This is a genomic window from Chryseobacterium indologenes, from assembly GCA_016025055.1.
Lineage (GTDB): Bacteria > Bacteroidota > Bacteroidia > Flavobacteriales > Weeksellaceae > Chryseobacterium > Chryseobacterium indologenes.
In genome coordinates, this window is sequence record CP065590.1 from 4,466,534 (window position 1) to 4,484,105 (window position 17,572).

The window sequence follows — 17,572 nt, forward strand, 5'->3', positions numbered from 1 at the left end:
GATTTCTCTTTTGTATTTAAATGATTAAAAAATGTAATCAGATCTTAAATATGAATAGGTCTTTTACCCGTAGCATCCAGTGCAGCTTCTTTAATGGCTTCTGCATAGGTTGGGTGAGCGTGAGAACTTCTGGCGATATCTTCAGCACTTGCACGGAATTCCATAGCGATTACTCCTTCTGCGATAAGGTCAGCAGCTCTTGCTCCTACGATGTGCATTCCAAGAACCTCATCTGTTTTTTCATCAGCAATGATTTTAACAAAACCATCAACATCACCACTTGCACGGCTTCTTCCTAATGCTCTCATCGGGAAGTTTCCAACTTTGTAAGCTACTCCTTCTTCTTTAAGCTGCTCTTCAGTTTTTCCAACTCCTGCAACTTCCGGCCATGTATAAACAACACCAGGAATTAGGTTATAATTGATGTGAGGTTTTTGACCTGCTAAAATTTCAGCCACCAAAGTTCCTTCTTCACTTGCTTTGTGAGCAAGCATAGCACCTTTGATAACGTCACCGATAGCATAGATATTGGCTACATTAGTTTGCAGGTGATCGTTTACTTTTACTCTTCCTCTTTCATCAAGCTCTACACCTGCCTTTTCAAGACCAAGACCGTCAGTGTAAGGTTTTCTTCCTACAGAAACTAAACAGTAATCTCCTTCGACCACTACTTCTTCTCCTTTTTTATCTTTAGCGGTAACTTTTACAGTATCTCCGTTTCTTTCAACACCTGAAACTGCTGTAGAAAGCATAAACTTCATACCTTGTTTTTTAAGAACTTTAGTCAATTCTTTGCTTAAAGCTCCATCCATTCCAGGGATGATTTTATCCATGAACTCAACTACCGTTACCTGAGCTCCCAATCTTAAGTATACAGATCCTAATTCAAGACCGATTACTCCACCTCCGATCACCACTAAATGCTTAGGGATTTCTTTAAGGTTTAACGCTTCAGTAGAAGTAATGATTCTTTCTTTATCAAGAGAGATAAAAGGTAAAGAAGAAGGCTTAGAACCTGTTGCTATGATTGTATATTTTGATTCAATCGTTTCAGAAGAACCGTCATTTTTTGTAATTTTGATTTGAGTAGCTGATTCAAAACTTCCTACTCCTTCAAAAACAGTGATTTTGTTTTTGTCCATCAAATAGTTGATCCCTTTCGTAGTCTGATCTACCACTTCGTTTTTACGCGCAACCATTCTTTGAATATCGGCCTGCGGGTCATTAATCAGAATTCCGTGGCTTGCAAAATTGTGTTTTGCATTCTCAAAATGCTCAGAGCTATCTAGAAGTGCTTTTGACGGAATACATCCAACGTTAAGACAAGTTCCGCCTAAAGTTGAATATTTTTCAATAATTGCTGTTTTGAAACCTAACTGTGCTGCACGGATAGCAGCTACATAACCTCCAGGACCAGAACCTATTACGGTAACATCGAATTGACTCATGTTTTTTTATGAATTTGTTTATTATTATCTAACTTAACTCTCACAAATTTACATATAAATTACCAAGCACCAAAGTGAGTTTTATCAATTTTGAGTTCAAAAAAATTAAATACCTTAAGGCGGTTATCAACCTAACCTCAATGGTCCGTTTCCTATGGAACCCAAACTTTCAAAAAACGATCCTCCATAGACATACCATTCAAGATTTTCCAGATATTCCACAGCGTTTTCCGGGGTTATCTGTGCACGGTCCTTTTTCGAAACAATTCCTTTATACCATCTTCCTGATTTGGAATAATGTTCATATTCGACAAAATAATGGACCCATATTCTTTGGCATAATTTACACTGCTGGATACTTACTTCTCCATATCTTCCGTTGGTGTGATCAATACCCAGTTCCGAACTTCTAAATTCAGTATAATTGTAGTCTGGTGTTTCACAGGCGCATCCTATTTTTGGAATCGTTTTCATTTTATCCTTTTTTTTGAAGGGCAAATATACTAAAAACGCATCAGCCAGAATTTATCCTCAAAAGTATAAATAAGGCAAAATGACTATTCAACATTATTCTCAACTATTGATTCAAAAACCGGATATTTTCTTCTTGACCTTTTTTCAAATAAATTGCTGTGAAAACTAATGGTTTTTCTTTTGAAGCATTGTCAAAATGAAGAATATTGACATTTTTAGGCTCATAGAAAGCATCGCCTTCATGAAGGACAACACTTTCCTTTCCTTCTATCTGAAAAACTGCTTCTCCGGATTTTATAATTCCCACGACAGGACACGGATGCACATGTTGGGGAGCCGTCTGCCCTCCTGCCATTGTTATTTCCTGAATTTCAGCAGTGGTGACTTTCCGGTTCACAGAAGCTTTCAGCAATTCTTTTCTTGCAATCCGGCTTTTCTGGGCCATTGCCGTTATAGAAATCAGCATAGAAACAATGAATATCATTTTCTTCATAGCCTTTGTGGTTATTTTTTAATTAGATCCAGTAAAACCTTCTCATATTCATCCAAAATAATGTTCTTTGAAAACCGGGATCTGATCGAATTTTTTTATCGCATCACGATTATAATTCTCATGCATTACTTTTATAATTTGCTGTGCAAAATCATCATAATTTTCAATATTGGCAATTTCGCCGTTTACATTATGCTGGATAATCTCGTTGATTCCTCCCGGGCAGTTATTGGCTAAGGAATAGGTTCCACAAGCTCCGGCTTCCAGCAAAACATTCGGAAAGCCCTCATACCTTGAGGAAAGAATAAACAGATCCGCATATTTTAAAAACTGATAGGGATTATCCTGTCTGCCATGAAAGACCACATTCTTCAATCCTAGAAATTCTTTCATCTGCAGCAGTACGTCTCTATCTTTTCCATCTCCTAAAATATGAAGCATGATATTTTCATTTTTAAGTCTTGAAAATACCTTTAATAAGTTATCAAAACCTTTTCTGGCCGAGAGGTTACCAATGGCTACCACATTTTTATAGTTGTATTTAAAACCTTCAGGCTTTAGGGAAGTTCTCAGTTTTTCGTCAATAAAATCAAAATCTACCGGATTGTTGATCTTGACAATTTTCTTTTTTTAATATTAAAATTATCAATCAGGTCTTTCTTCATATCGTCACTCTGTGCAATGATTTTCTGATAGTTATTGTAAAAATTATAGAAAAACTTGATTTCCCTTCTGGTAACGTGTTCCGTGACGACATTGGTTTCTCTGGCAATAAATTTTGTTCTGGGAAAAAGTTTGATAAACAAAGCCAGGTAAGCATTGACCTCTCCGAAACCTGAAAATACAATATCCGGTTTTCTTCTGTAGATCTCTCCCAGTATCGGTTTCAGCGAATGTCTGATTCTCTCTGTATTGATGTCAATGATCTCAACATCTTTCTTCAGGAAATTAAGGTAACCTCCACGTTTGCGCAACAATAAAATCTTAGGCTCAAAGCGGTCCCTCGATAAATGATTGGCAATCGTAGTAACAATTCTTTCCGCTCCTCCTGTCTCCAGATCAGGCAGAATAAATATGACAGAGATTTTTTTCATCAGTTAAAGTTACTAAAAAGTTTAGTTACGAGTCAAATATTCCTTTTATTGATACTCTTTTTTGGTCCTGTAGACGAATCTAAAATAAACAGGCCATCTCAGTTTGAGACAGCCTGTTTGTGCATTTTTTCTTATTTCAGTCTTTAGTTTGCTACGTCGCTGATAAATTTAATTCTCAGCATTCTTACTTCTTCATCAGAAAGTTCGTCTCCAAATTCATCCAGCAATACTTTCATGCTATCGCTTTCAGATTCGTTCATAAACTCCATAAATCCGTCTACAATATCTTCATCGAAATTATCTTCAATATAATAATCAATATTCAATTTTGTTCCCTGATAAACGATCCTTTCCATTTCCTTCAGGAGTTCATCCATCGAAAGGTTTTTGGCTCTTGCGATATCTTCAAGATCGATCTTTTTATCGGTGCTCTGAATAATGAAAACTTTGTGGCTCGATTTATTGGCGACCTGCTTCAACACCATATCCTGAGTACGTTCTATATTGTTATCCTCAACATAGGTCTTAATGTAATCAGCGAATTCTTTACCATATTTTTTAGCCTTTCCTTCTCCTACACCATAAATTTTGGTAATTTCATCTACCGTAATCGGATACTGAACCGTCATATCTTCTAAACTAGGATCCATAAATACGGTGTATGGAGGGATGCCATATTTCTTGGCTACTTTTTTCCTCAGTTCTTTTAAAAGACCAAACAGGTTCTGATCCATACCGCCACCTGCCTGCTGCTGTATCTGATCACTTTCAGCTTTAGACTGTGTAAGATCAAATTCTCTGTCTTCGGCTATTAAAAATTTGTCTTTTGATTCTCCTTTTAGTACAGCTCTTCCTTTTTCAGTAATCTTTATAACACCATAGGTTTCAATATCTTTCTGCAAGAAATTCTGAACCGTTGCCTGTCTGAGAATAGTCTTCCAGTAATTGTCCTTTTCGTGTTTACCAAAACCAAAATGATCGTTTTGCTCAAGTTTATATGATTTCGTCACCGCTGTTTCTTTTCCAACAATAACAGAAATCAGGTCTTTGGCTTTAAATTTTTCTCCTGTATCACTAATCAGTTCCAAAGCTTTATTCAGATCGGCTGTTGCATCTTTCAATTTTGGAGGATTTGAAGAGTTATCACACATCTTTGCCCCATCACCGTTGACAGGATCAAAAGATTCACCAAAATAATACAGGATGTATTGTCTACGACTCATTGAAGTTTCGGCATACCCTACCACTTCGTTCAGGAGCTGCAGGCCAATTTCTCTTTCAGAAACGGGCTTTTGCGCCAGGAACTTTTCTAGTTTCTCTATGTCTTTCGGATCATAGAATGCCAGACAATGACCTTCTCCTCCATCTCTTCCTGCTCTTCCCGTTTCCTGATAATAACTTTCCAGGGATTTAGGAAAATCATAATGAATCACAAAACGTACATCTGGTTTGTCAATTCCCATCCCAAAAGCAATGGTTGCCACGATGACATCCACTTCTTCCATGAGGAATTTATCCTGATTGGTTACTCTCACTTTTTGATCAAGACCGGCATGATAAGGAAGTGCATTGATTCCGTTGACCTGCAGAAGCTGGGCAAACTCCTCAACTTTTCTGCGGCTCAGGCAATATACGATCCCTGACTTTCCCTTGTGCTGATTGATAAATTTTACGATCTCTTTATCTACATTTACTTTCGGACATACCTCATAATATAGATTAGGCCGGTTGAAACTTTCTTTAAAAACCAATGCGTTGGTCATTCCCAAAGTTTTCTGGATATCATCCTGAACTTTAGGAGTTGCTGTTGCCGTCAAAGCAATCACCGGTACATTGGCAATCTTGTCTATGATCTGTTTTAAATTTCTGTATTCCGGTCTGAAATCATGTCCCCATTCTGAAATACAGTGTGCCTCATCAATGGCAAAGAAAGAAATCTTAACATCTTTCAGAAAGTCCAGATAGTCATCTTTAATCAATGATTCCGGAGCTACATACAAAAGTTTCGTTTTTCCACTTTTAATATCGTCAAAAACCTGTTTTGTCTGTGTCTTGTTTAATGATGAATTTAATACATGTGCTACCCCATCATCCGATGAAAGGCCGTTGACTGCATCCACCTGATTCTTCATTAACGCGATTAAGGGTGAAACGACTATCGCCGTGCCTTCCGAAATAAGAGCAGGAAGCTGATAACATAATGATTTACCACCCCCGTAGGCATCAAAACAAATATGTCTTCCCCATTTAAGAGATTTCCTATGATTTGTTCCTGCTGACCCTTAAATGTAGAAAACCCAAAATACTTTTTCAATTCGCCTGATAAATTGGCTTTTTTTGCGCTCATCTAATTTTCTATTGCTAAATTTGCATGTAACCCAAAGTTATAAAAATTCTGCTTAAAATAAAAGCGAACGAATTTATAAAAAATAAAATTTATATTAAATATTCTTTTTAAAATATAACGTTTTTTAAGAACTTTTTTGTATACCTATCAAAGTAAAATGGAGAGAACCAACATTATATCAATTGCTAAAACTACTTTAGAAATTGAGATTGCAGAGCTTGAAAAATTAAAAAACAGAATTGATGATCAGTTTGCACAGGCCGTAGAGATCATTCATTCGGCAAAAGGGAAACTGATTGTCGTAGGAATAGGAAAATCTGCCCACGTGGGGAATAAAATTGTCGCCACGTTAAACTCTACAGGAACTCCATCACAATTTCTTCACGCCTCAGAGGCTATCCATGGAGATTTGGGAGTTATTCAGAAACAGGATGTGGTTTTATGTATTTCTAATTCGGGAAATTCTCCTGAAATTGCCAACCTTGTTCCTTATTTAAAAGACTATTCTTCCGCATTGATCGGAATGACAGGCAATAAAAACAGTAAGCTTGCTGAGTTTTCTGAAATTATCCTGAATACTCATGTTGATGTAGAGGCCTGTCCCAACAAGCTCGCTCCTACCAGTTCTACCACCATTCAGATGGCATTGGGAGATGCTCTGGCAGTAGCGCTGATGGAACTTAATGATTTTAAAGCCAATGATTTTGCCAAGTTTCATCCGGGAGGCAGTTTAGGAAAGAACCTTACTTCAAGAGTTGAACAGTTTTTATCTTCACAGAAACCTCAGGTAGCTGAAGAAGCATCTATCAGAGATGTTATTATTTCGATCAGTGCCTCCAGACATGGAATCACCGTGGTAACCAAAGATGATCAGATCATAGGAGTTATTACCGATGGTGATTTAAGAAGAATGCTGATGAAGGGAGAAGATATCACTAAAGTTCTGGCTAAAGATATTATGTCTGCTCATCCGAGAACCATTGAAAAAGAAGCTTTGGCCAAGGAAGCGATGAAGATTTTGAAAGAAAATAATATCGGGCAGCTGGTGGTTACCGAAAATGGTAAATATTTTGGAATCATCGACCTGCATAAATTACTTGATGAAGGAATAAATTAATCCTGCCCATGAGCCTTTTTCTGCAAACGCATATCCGGGAGATCATCTCTATCAGTGATGATGAGCTTGAAATGATACAAAATCTTTTCGACAAAAAGAAATTCAGGAAGAGGCAGTTTCTGATACAGGAGAATCAGCCTGTAAACGAGATTTATCTCATAGAAAAAGGTATTGTTAAAAGCAGTACCATTGATAGTACAGGGAAGGAGCATATCCTGCAGTTTGGAGCTCCTCATTGGTGGATTTCAGATTTTGCCGCTTTTTTTTAAACAGGAAATCTCTTCATTGGCTGTTGATTGTATAGAAGACTCTGAAGTATATGCTATTTCGTATGAAAATTTAAACGCTCTTTGTTTACAACTGCCTGCAATGGAACATTTTTTCAGGGTAAAATCCAACTTCGGATATGTTGCCTTACAACAGAGAATCCTTTCATTGATGAGCAAAACAGCTAAAGAGCGATATGAAGATTTTGTAAAACAGTATCCCGGTTTTATGGATCATTTGCCCAAACAGCTTATCGCAAGTTACCTTGGTGTTTCAAGAGAGACATTAAGCAGATTATATTCTTAGGTGTGACCCAGGTCACATCTTTTTTTTGACCTATATCCTTATTCTGACCAGTATAAAAATGCAATCTTTGTATTATAATTTTTAAAACAAAAACAAATGAAAAAGAAAGCATTAATAGTAGTGACCAGTGTAGAAAAATATCCTGATATGGATAGAGCAACCGGGCTATGGCTGGGTGAAGCCGTTCATTTTTATGAGAAACTGCATGAAAAAGGATATGAAATTGACTTTATAAGCCCGAAAGGAGGTTATACACCGCTGGACCCTATCTCTTTACAAATGTTTGTGCAGCCGGTAGACTGGAAATATTATGGGGACAACGTTTTCAGAGAAAAATTGGGAAATACTTTGAAGCCGGAAGACATTATCCCGGAAGACTACAGTGTCATTTACTATTCCGGAGGGCATGGTGTTGTATGGGATTTTCCTGATAATAAAGACTTACAGGATATAGCCAGAAAGATTTATGAAAACAACGGAATTGTTTCTTCCGTATGTCACAGTGCTGTAGGGCTTTTCAATATTAAACTTTCTGACGGAGAATTATTGATCAAAGGAAAAACACTGACCGGATTTTCAAATTCTGAAGAAATCGCAGCTGAACTTGCTGATCATATGCCTTATCTTACAGAGGATGTTTTGAAAAGCAAAGGCGCCCATTATGTAAAAGCTGACCAGGATTTTGTTCCTTTTGCCGTAGCAGACGGAAGGCTGATCACGGGGCAGAATCCTCAATCAGGAGGTGATGTAGCAGAAAAAGTATTAGAGATCCTCGAAAAATAATACACAACCTATTATTTTAAAAAATTTATACAACCGGGCGAGAAATTTGTACGGTTGTCTAGATTTTTAAACAGTACAAAATTTCATTATCTCAAAACTTAAAAAACATAAGTAATAAATTCTAAATACTGATTATTATTTCATAATTTCGCAGACTTAAACTGCTTATCCCACAACGGTCGGCATTTTAAATAGATTCTATTATATGGACAATAATAAAGAAATGTCCTTTCTTGGGCATATTGGAGAATTAAGAGGGCACCTGGTCCGTTCGATTATTGCTATCGTAATTGCAGCTTTTGTGGTTGGATTTAATATCAACTGGATTATGGACCACATATTTTTTGGTCCGACAAGAAATGATTTTCCTACCTTCAAAATTGTAAATCACTTTTCAAGAATGATTCTGGGAGAAGACAGCATTCACCTTCCTAAGGATTTTCCTGTACGTGTACAGAGATTGTATCAGCAGTTCAATGTCATGATGGCTGTTTCTGTTTTTGGAGGAATGGTTTTGGCATTTCCGTATATTGTTTGGGAATTATGGCGATTTATCGGTCCGGCTTTACATCCGAGAGAGAAAAAGAATTCAATCTATATCATCAATGCCGTGTGGATGCTTTTCATGACGGGAGTATTATGCGGATATTTTCTCATTCTTCCGTTCGCAGTCAATTTTGGAGTTATTTTTAAAATTTCAGACATTATTGTTCCTCTTTATGATTTAAGTGATTATACGACGTTGTTTTTACAGGTTGTTTTAGGGATGGGGGTTATTTTCTTATTTCCTATTCTGATTTATTTCCTTACCAGCATCGGAATTCTGACGCCGAAGTTTATGAAAACATATCGTCGTCACGCTATTGTTTTAATTATGGTGGTAGCGGCAATTATCACTCCGGCAGATGTTTTAAGTATGCTGATGGCTGCATTCCCATTACTTATTCTTTATGAATTCAGTATTATGATGTGTAGTTTCACTTATAAAAGGGTACAGAAAAGCAACGGAAATCTTCCCGCAGTACAAGAGTAATTGATCAAAATAAATATCAGGCCCGGCATTTCTGCCGGGCTTTTTTATGCTTTATACGATACTTTTTCCGGACTTATTTTAGATTTGTACTCTTTCTCAATTTTGCTGTTAATTAAATTTTCTATTTTTGAAAAGATTATTAATAATGTTTAAAATGAAAAAGCTGTCATATACACTTTTATTTGTTTCCGCGGTTGCATTCGGTCAATTCTTTGAAAAAGATAAAGTTTTTACTAAACAGGATACTTTAAAAGGTTCCGATACTCAGTTCAGAAATTTCTGGGATGTCAAAAAATACGACCTTTCCGTAGAACCTGATTTTGCTAAGAAAAGTATTAAAGGAAATAATACAATCAGCTTTGAAATCATTAAAGACATTACCAATCCTGTTTTCCAGATTGACCTCCAGCAACCGATGAAAGCCGATAAGGTAACCGGAAACTTCCCCATTGCAAACTATAAACAAGAAGGCGACTTCATTTTTGTTACTGCCAATAAAAAATTCAAAAAAGGAGAAAAATATAATATTGATGTCATATATTCCGGAAATCCGTTAATTGCCAAAAGAGCTCCATGGGACGGTGGCTGGGTTTTTGACAAAGATGAAAACGGAAATCCGTGGATGAGTGTTGCTGACGAAGGGATCGGAGCTTCCATCTGGCTTCCTACCAAAGATATATGGAGTGATGAGCCGGATAACGGAATCACGATGAAAATCGTTACTCCGAAAGATCTTGTAGGTGTGGGTAATGGAAGACTGATTGATAAAAAGACAGAAGGAAATAAAACAACCTATACCTGGGAAGTAAAAAATCCTATTAACGCCTACTCTATCATTCCTAATATCGGTAAATACGTAAATTTCAAAGATACTTTTGACGGAGAAAAAGGAAAGCTGGATTTAGATTACTGGGTATTGGATTATAATGTAGAAAAGGCAAAAAAGCAGTTCCAGCAGGTAAAACCAATGCTTTCTGCATTTGAATATTGGTTTGGCCCTTATCCTTTCTACGAAGATTCCTACAAACTGGTAGATTCTCCGTATCTGGGGATGGAACACCAGAGCAATGTAGCCTATGGTAATAATTATCAGAACGGTTATCGCGGAAAAGATTTATCCGGAACGGGAGTCGGCCTGCATTGGGATTATATCATCATTCACGAGAGCGGACACGAATGGTTTGCCAACAATATCACGGCAAAAGACCAGGCAGATATGTGGATCCATGAAAGTTTCACGATGTATTCAGAGGTTCTTTTCACAGAAAAATATATGGATAAAAAGTCGGCTGATACTTATATGATCGGTCTGAGACATGTTATCCAGAATGATGTTCCCATTATCGGGCAATACGGGGTAAGAAATGAAGGAAGTGGAGACATGTATCCCAAAGGAGCTAACATGCTTCATACCATGAGACAAGTGATCAATAATGATGAAAAATTCAGACAGATCTTACGAGGACTGAGCAAAGAGTTTTATCATCAGACTGTTACTACAAAACAGATTGAGGATTACCTATCTTCGCAGTCCGGAATTGATTTCTCAACCGTTTTTGACCAGTATTTAAGAACAACTAAAATTCCTACTCTTGAGTACACGCAAACCGGAAATTCGCTGAAATTCAGATATACGAATGTGGTAAAAAATCTGAAACTACCTGTTATCATTCCGGGAGAGCAGACCATCACTCCCACAGAAGAATGGCAGACTGTCAAGCTTAAAAGCACTAATCCTATTGAATGGAATAAAAACTATTACATCAACTACCAAAGTGTTGAATAAATAAATCCGAAGGGCAAAACTACATTTTGGGAGTTTTGCCCTTTTCTGTTTTTTTGATATCATATTCTCTGTTCATAATTTTCAGTACAATTGTATCGACCTTTCCTGATTGTACCTTTCAAATTTTAAGAAAAGTTTAATACTCCATCCCGTAACAAAATGAGTAAAAGAACAACTATTTAATTATAAAATAAATCTTAATGAGAAAAATAGCACTTAGCTTAGGCCTTTTTGCCGCTTTTTTAGCGAATGCCCAGTCTATAAAAACAACGATTGACCTCGTTAACGTAAAAGATGATAAAGTAGCCGTTACGATGGAATTTCCGAAAATGAAATCCGGAGATATAAAGTTTCATTTCCCTAAAACGGTTCCGGGTACCTATTCTGAAGATGATTACGGAAGATTTATAGAAGGAATTAAATTCTATGACAATAAAGGCAATGAGCTTACCTATACAAAAGTTAACGACAATACATATGCACTGAAAAACGCTCAGAACCTCAGTAAAGTTTCCTATCTCGTCAACGACAGTTTTGATGAGGAAACGGATACCTCAAAACATAAGGCGGTCTTTTCTCCTTCAGGAACAGACATTGAGCAGGGAAAAGTTTTTATGATCAATACCCATGGTTTTGTAGGATATATTGAGAATATGCAGGATGTACCTTATCAGCTGATCATCCAAAAACCTACCGACTTCTATGGTACAACTGCGCTGGTAGATCAGGATAAGTCGGAATCTACGGATACTTTTACACTTGCTAATTATGCGAAAGTTACCGATTCCCCGCTGATGTATACAAAACCTGATTATATTACCTTCAACGCTGGAGGAATGGAGCTTGTACTGGGAGTGTATTCACCTACCGGAAAATATAAGGCTGCAGATTTCAAGGATAATCTGGAAAAAATGGTGATCGCTCAAAAAAATTCCTTGGCGATATGAACACCAACAAAAAATACGCAATCATGCTGTATCTTTCCGGTGGTGACGGACCTCAGATCAAAGGGTTCGGAGCATTGGAACACCATGAATCCACAAGTGTGGTGCTTCCTGAAATGATGCCAAAAGATGCCATCGACAAAACCATTACCGATGTTGTTTCTCATGAGTTTTTCCATACTGTAAATCCATTGAAAACGCATTCTGAAGAGATTCATTATTTCAATTATGCAGATCCTAAAATGTCTCAGCACTTATGGATGTACGAAGGAGGAACTGAATATTTTGCCAATTTGTTCCAGATTCAGGAGGGGTTGATCAATAAAGATGAATTCCTGGAGAGGATCGGTGAGAAAATTGCCAACTCAAAAAATTATGATGATACCATGCCGTTTACGGTAATGAGTAAAAATGTGTTGAAAGAACCTTATAAAGATCAGTATAGAAATGTCTATGAAAAAGGAGCTTTGCTGGCCATGTGCCTGGATATTGAATTGAGAAAACTATCCAACGGTGAAATGGGCTACCGTGATATGATCCGAAAGCTGTCTCAGAGATTCGGAGAAAATAAACCGTTCAAAGATGATAAACTTATAGATGAGCTGGTAACGGTAACGGGATATCCGCAGGTAAAAGATTTTTACAACAAATATATTGCAGGAAATCAGCCAACCCCTTATGCAGAATATCTGAATATGGTTGGCGTAGAGATCCAAAAACAGGAAAGCCGACCTATTTTCTGGTTTATCAAAAATCCTAATCAAACCGGATTTGATGATAAAAACAATGCCTTTGCTTTTGATGAGAATTCAACATTGTCTCCATTTGCAAAAAGTATAGGATTTAAAATCACGGATCAGGTTCTTGCTTTAGACGGAAAAACGGTAGATATCAAAAAGGTTCAGGATTTCATCGGGTATACTCAAACCATTAAGGAGGGACAAGATGTTACGGTAACCATCCTTAGAGACAATGCCGGCAAGAAAGAGAAAATGACATTGAAAGGAAAAGCTGTCCTGGACAAGATGACCATGGAAACGCCTAAATTCAAGGCCAATCCAAGTCCGGCAGAATTGAAACTTCAAACTCAGTGGCTCACTGGTAAAAAATAATAAAAGCGGGGAAATTTCCCCGCTTTTATTTTATCTGATTTTACTGGATTATACTATTTTATGCTTTTCTGACAGTGATTCTAAAGGTACTTCCCTTTCCTATTTCTGTCTGGGAAATCTTAATATCACCATTGTGGTATTCATGAATGACCCTTCTTGCCAGTGACAATCCCAGTCCCCAACCTCTCTTTTTGGTTGAATATCCGGGTTTAAAAGCATTTCGTGCCTGCTGCTTGGTCATTCCGCTCCCGTTATCCTTTACTTCGACCAAAATATTTTTATTTCGTTCAAAGACCGACATGACAATGGCACCTTCTCCTTTCATAGCATCTACAGCATTTTTGACCAGATTTTCGATCACCCAGCTCATCAGGATTTTATTATGAGGAACCAGAACTTTATAGTTAGGAAGGTTTAAGGTAAAATTAACTTTTCTGGAAATCCTGGTTTTCAGATAATCATAATTCTTCTGGATCGTTTCATTAAAATCCAGGTCATTCAGTTCCGGGACAGATCCTATTTTTGAAAAACGTTCGGAAATAGTCCTCAGCCTTTCAATATCTTTTTCCATTTCATGTACTCCTTCAGAATCCGGGGTATCCAGCTTCATGATCTCCATCCAGCCGATCATGGAAGATAAAGGAGTACCGATCTGATGGGCAGTTTCTTTCGCCAGGCCAGCCCATAAATATCCTTCATCCGTTTTTTTTATCGTCCTGAAAAACCAGAAAGAAAAACCAAAATACAGCAGGATAAACAATCCCAGGATATAGGGTGAATATCTTAAATTATTAAGCAGCCGGGAATTATCGTAGAAAACAAACTGATTATTTCCGTCAGGTACTTTGATCTCAATCGGGTCGTAGTTTTTCTCCATATTCATGATCAGGCTTTGCAGCTTTTGAGGATCTTTTATGGTACTTTCAGGAATATTTCTGTAATATCCCAGATCAAGAATCGGGTTCTTGAATTTATCGGTGACGATGAACGGAATGGTATTATTGATATTGAGGATATCGGGCAGCAGATCAAGGACATCCGTATCCGGACTTTTTACTTCCTGCTGAATTCTTATCGCCTTAGAAAGAAGACTGATTCTTTTGATTTCTTCTTTTCTGAGAAAATTAATCAACGATGTGGATGCCACTATAATAGCGATGACCAGAGTAGTCATCACCACAAAAATAATCCAGTTATTGAGTCTGGTAAGTATTGATTTTCTCAAGCTATTTTTTTATTTTAAAATATTAAGGATTTTCTGTAGCTCTGCACTTCCGCTTCCCTGATAATTATTGATGATAATGGAAAACACATATTTTTTACCGTCTTTTGCCGTGTGATATCCTGCAAAAGATTTGGTATCTCGCATGGTACCGCTCTTCATCTTCATTCCGTTGTCCTGCATCGGAAATCCGTCATAGTAAGCATCAAACCACGATTGTTTCTTAGCGTACAGCAATGCCTGAACCTCTGCCTTGGCAGAAACATAATTTTGTGGTGAAAGTCCGCTCCCGTCGGCAAAATTGATCATATTAGGGTTGATACCTTTTGCTTTCCAAAATTCTTTCAGATAGCTGACACCACTTTTGAAGCTGGAATTTCCCTTTTTTTCTTTTCCCAACGTTTTGATCAGGGTTTCACCATACATATTGATACTTTTTCTTAAAAACCAATATACTATTTTGTCTAAGGTCGGCGATTCGTAATGGAGAATGATATTATTTTTCGGAATCTCCGGTACAGGTTTTCCGTCCATTTCAAGCTGTGAACAGGTAAGTGTTTTTCCGGAAATTTCAATTCCTGACTCTTGCAGCCATTGTTTTACTTCGACGCCCAACTGCAGCGGAGGATTCGGGACAGAACCGGAAACCGTTACCGTTTTTCCTCCCGGAAGCATCCCGTTGATTAAAGCAACTCCAGAATGAGGAGCTGTAAAAATCAGGCTTTGATCAGAGCTTCCGCCGGCTTTCAGATCATTAAGCCATTTTACACCTTCCAACGGATATGAAAAGCTTTTAAAATCTGTTCCGTTAATATTGATATCAAATTGATTTTCCCTCCAATTGATTCCCCAGACCCCGGCACCATAATAATTTCCTGAATCATCCCACGGCCATCCTCCCGGAATCGTCTGATGATCAAAATATGAATCGTCAATTACAAGATCTCCTGATATTTTTGTGATGCCGGCTTTTTTAACGGCTTCAATTAATTTCTTTTTAAAATTTTCAGGTTTATAGGCATCATACCTCCAGCTTCCTAATGTAGGATCTCCATTTGAACTGATAAAAAGATTTCCGTTCAAAGTCCCACCAGACAGACTTCCTGAATAGCTGGAAGTTGTTTTGAAAGTATAATTTTTCCCTAAGGTTTCCAAAGCAGCTCCTGCCGTAAAAATTTTTGGGTAGAAGCCGTAGACAAACCTTTATTTCCCTGATATTCGTAGATAAAATTTCCGTTTTCGTCTGATACATAAAATGATAACGCAGAAGCAATGGCTGAAGAAGAATCCATAAGATCCTTAGTTGCTCTGTCCAATTTCTGGGCAATATTCTGAGCCGATACCATCTGTACCGAAAGAGTGAGAACTGCAAGTGTTTTTTTCATTGCATTGTTGTTTTGTGCTAAACTTTTGCTTGTATACCTGAACAATTACCTGTTTTGAGCAGCTATGTTTCAGGTTTACTTATTTTAAATTCTACATCAAATATAGTTAAAATAAAAGCTTTTTATATTCGTCCACATCAGTTGGTGTAAAAAGGATCCTGTGATTGTGAACCTTCTCAAATGAACGGTCACAGGTAAAAAGCTTTTCATGATCATCTTCATCGATGAAAAGATCTATTTGACATTCTTTTATATAATCTGATTTTCCGCTGTAATCTTCGATATGATATGGATACGCTCCCCAGGGCTCATGATGGCAACGTAAACAAGATGTATGATGAAGAGCTTTATTTCCGCAGATTTCACAATCTTTCAGGTTTAGGAACAAATCTGAAATGCTGCGCTGCATATCTTCCGGAAATACATGCCGGGGAATAATTTTCAAAAGCAGATAATAATTGGGTTCCTGCCATGAAAAACTAAACAGATCATTTTCATGAGGATATTCTTTCGTGTAAAGAAATAGTTGTTGAAGATCAAATCCGACCTCGGCTTTTACAACTTCATTTACATTCAGAATAATCTTATTGTTATAGCTGACATTAAGCTTTTCATCAATTTCCATTACCGGCTTCTGATCAAAATAGTGATTCATACACAAAGTCGTACGCCAGGAACCTGTTGTTCTTGTTTTACCTTCATGGCCACAAATCTCACATACTTCCCGGGATAAGTTCAAATATGTATTGGTGATCTTTTTAAAAGCGATATTCAATTCCTCATGTTCAGAATAAATAGCGCATCGCAATTCTCCGGATTCTTCTTTTCCAAATACATCATGATCTATATTCCATCCTGCATGAACCAGCTCAGCCAGCATTTCCCCGATCAGATCATTCCATCCGGTGCTGTTGACTGAAAAATTCTTCAGGTTGCGTTCTATAAAACGGCTGATGCCTTCCTCCTTCATTATAAGCTGCTTCCCGCTTCTATTTCATAAGGCTCTTTATCCTTTTCAAAAAACCCTGGTAAGTTCGCTTCCTTCGACGGTGATCGTATCATTGATTCTCCTGATCCAGTTTCCTTCTCTGAGACCTACAACCTTCGTATCATTTTGTGTAAGGAACTCTTTGATTCTTGTTTCTCTTGTTTCCCCGTTGTGCTTCAGGTCCGGATTCGGATCAAGGTAATGAGGGTTAAGATTGAAGGGAACCAGTCCCATACAGTCAAAGCTCGAAGGATAAACGATCGGCATATCATTCGTCGTTTTCATATTCTGTCCGCCGATATTACTTCCTGCACTGCATCCGAGGTATGGTTTGCCATGGGTTACATTTTCCTTTAATACAGACATCAAACCCTCTTCGTGTAAGGTTTTAACCAATAAAAATGTATTTCCGCCACCGGTAAAAAATCCTTTTGCCTGATGTAAAGCTTCGATTTTATCTTCAAACTCATGAAGGCCTTTCACTTTGATATTAATGGTTTCGAAGAAAGAGCGGGCTTTGGCAGTGTAGTCTTCGTGTGAAATTCCGCCGGGTCTCGCAAACGGGACAAAAACGATTTCGTCAATTCCTGCATATAATGAAATAAGTTCGTCTCTTAAATATTCCAGATATTCTCCACCGAAAAGTGTAGAAGTTGAAGCTAATATGATATTCATTGGAAGATTTTAAATTTAAAAAAGTTGAATGAACAAAGATAAAGCTCAATGGTAAACGAATCAAAAATTACATTAAAAAAAACTGGAAACCCGTTAAT

The 17,572-nt window shown here is 37.4% G+C and carries 9 protein-coding genes and 6 pseudogenes; 6 read left to right on the top strand and 9 right to left on the bottom strand.

Going from position 1 to position 17,572, the window contains the following annotated elements:
* Positions 1-44: 44 nt before the first annotated feature.
* The 5 genes and pseudogenes from lpdA to recQ all read right to left on the bottom strand — a co-directional run bounded on the left by lpdA (position 45) and on the right by recQ (position 5,856).
* Positions 45-1,448 carry a dihydrolipoyl dehydrogenase gene (lpdA, locus tag H3Z85_20625; protein QPQ51625.1) on the bottom strand — a complete coding sequence of 468 codons (1,404 nt, stop codon included), beginning with the start codon at positions 1,446-1,448 and terminating at the stop codon, positions 45-47.
* 126 nt (positions 1,449-1,574) lie between these two features.
* Complete coding sequence (locus H3Z85_20630) at positions 1,575-1,922, bottom strand: hypothetical protein (protein QPQ51626.1); 348 nt, start codon at positions 1,920-1,922, stop codon at positions 1,575-1,577.
* Between the two features lie 103 nt (positions 1,923-2,025).
* The gene (locus tag H3Z85_20635; protein QPQ51627.1) at positions 2,026-2,415 is read right to left on the bottom strand and encodes a cupin domain-containing protein; all 390 of its coding nucleotides are present in this window, start codon (positions 2,413-2,415) and stop codon (positions 2,026-2,028) included.
* A gap of 11 nt (positions 2,416-2,426) precedes the next feature.
* Positions 2,427-3,509: pseudogene (locus H3Z85_20640) on the bottom strand (glycosyltransferase).
* 143 nt (positions 3,510-3,652) lie between these two features.
* A pseudogene (gene recQ, locus H3Z85_20645) lies at positions 3,653-5,856 on the bottom strand (DNA helicase RecQ).
* Positions 5,857-6,013: 157 nt separating this feature from the next.
* Here recQ and H3Z85_20650 point away from each other — a divergent pair.
* From H3Z85_20650 to H3Z85_20675, 6 genes and pseudogenes are all read left to right on the top strand, one after another.
* Positions 6,014-6,973, top strand: coding sequence for a KpsF/GutQ family sugar-phosphate isomerase (locus H3Z85_20650; protein ID QPQ51628.1), 960 nt, complete (start codon positions 6,014-6,016; stop codon positions 6,971-6,973).
* An 8-nt stretch (positions 6,974-6,981) separates the two neighbouring features.
* A pseudogene (locus H3Z85_20655) lies at positions 6,982-7,546 on the top strand (Crp/Fnr family transcriptional regulator).
* Positions 7,547-7,642: 96 nt separating this feature from the next.
* Complete coding sequence (locus H3Z85_20660; protein ID QPQ51629.1) at positions 7,643-8,329, top strand: type 1 glutamine amidotransferase domain-containing protein; 687 nt, start codon at positions 7,643-7,645, stop codon at positions 8,327-8,329.
* A gap of 205 nt (positions 8,330-8,534) precedes the next feature.
* Positions 8,535-9,362, top strand: coding sequence for a twin-arginine translocase subunit TatC (tatC, locus tag H3Z85_20665; protein QPQ51630.1), 828 nt, complete (start codon positions 8,535-8,537; stop codon positions 9,360-9,362).
* Positions 9,363-9,516: 154 nt separating this feature from the next.
* The gene (locus tag H3Z85_20670; protein QPQ51631.1) at positions 9,517-11,148 is read left to right on the top strand and encodes a M1 family metallopeptidase; all 1,632 of its coding nucleotides are present in this window, start codon (positions 9,517-9,519) and stop codon (positions 11,146-11,148) included.
* A 200-nt stretch (positions 11,149-11,348) separates the two neighbouring features.
* A pseudogene (locus H3Z85_20675) lies at positions 11,349-13,204 on the top strand (PDZ domain-containing protein).
* A 58-nt stretch (positions 13,205-13,262) separates the two neighbouring features.
* Here H3Z85_20675 and H3Z85_20680 read toward each other — a convergent pair.
* From H3Z85_20680 to pepE, 4 genes and pseudogenes are all read right to left on the bottom strand, one after another.
* The gene (locus H3Z85_20680) at positions 13,263-14,378 is read right to left on the bottom strand and encodes a HAMP domain-containing histidine kinase (GenBank protein QPQ53964.1); all 1,116 of its coding nucleotides are present in this window, start codon (positions 14,376-14,378) and stop codon (positions 13,263-13,265) included.
* A gap of 60 nt (positions 14,379-14,438) precedes the next feature.
* Positions 14,439-15,811: pseudogene (gene dacB, locus H3Z85_20685) on the bottom strand (D-alanyl-D-alanine carboxypeptidase/D-alanyl-D-alanine-endopeptidase).
* A 106-nt stretch (positions 15,812-15,917) separates the two neighbouring features.
* A complete protein-coding gene (locus tag H3Z85_20690) occupies positions 15,918-16,781 on the bottom strand; it encodes a hypothetical protein (GenBank protein ID QPQ51632.1) in 864 nt (287 codons plus the stop codon).
* Positions 16,781-17,474, bottom strand: a pseudogene (gene pepE, locus H3Z85_20695) (dipeptidase PepE). Before pepE ends, H3Z85_20690 begins: the two are co-directional and overlap by 1 nt.
* Between the last annotated feature and the right edge of the window lie 98 nt (positions 17,475-17,572).

What these genes read in the sequence shown, in the direction of transcription:
- lpdA (QPQ51625.1), bottom strand. Translation starts at nt 1,448, where the DNA reads ATGAGTCAATTCGATGTTACCGTAATAGGTTCTGGTCCTGGAGGTTAT.
- H3Z85_20630 (QPQ51626.1), bottom strand. Translation starts at nt 1,922, where the DNA reads ATGAAAACGATTCCAAAAATAGGATGCGCCTGTGAAACACCAGACTAC.
- H3Z85_20635 (QPQ51627.1), bottom strand. Translation starts at nt 2,415, where the DNA reads ATGAAGAAAATGATATTCATTGTTTCTATGCTGATTTCTATAACGGCA.
- H3Z85_20650 (QPQ51628.1), top strand. Translation starts at nt 6,014, where the DNA reads ATGGAGAGAACCAACATTATATCAATTGCTAAAACTACTTTAGAAATT.
- H3Z85_20660 (QPQ51629.1), top strand. Translation starts at nt 7,643, where the DNA reads ATGAAAAAGAAAGCATTAATAGTAGTGACCAGTGTAGAAAAATATCCT.
- tatC (QPQ51630.1), top strand. Translation starts at nt 8,535, where the DNA reads ATGGACAATAATAAAGAAATGTCCTTTCTTGGGCATATTGGAGAATTA.
- H3Z85_20670 (QPQ51631.1), top strand. Translation starts at nt 9,517, where the DNA reads ATGAAAAAGCTGTCATATACACTTTTATTTGTTTCCGCGGTTGCATTC.
- H3Z85_20680 (QPQ53964.1), bottom strand. Translation starts at nt 14,378, where the DNA reads ATGACTACTCTGGTCATCGCTATTATAGTGGCATCCACATCGTTGATT.
- H3Z85_20690 (QPQ51632.1), bottom strand. Translation starts at nt 16,781, where the DNA reads ATGAAGGAGGAAGGCATCAGCCGTTTTATAGAACGCAACCTGAAGAAT.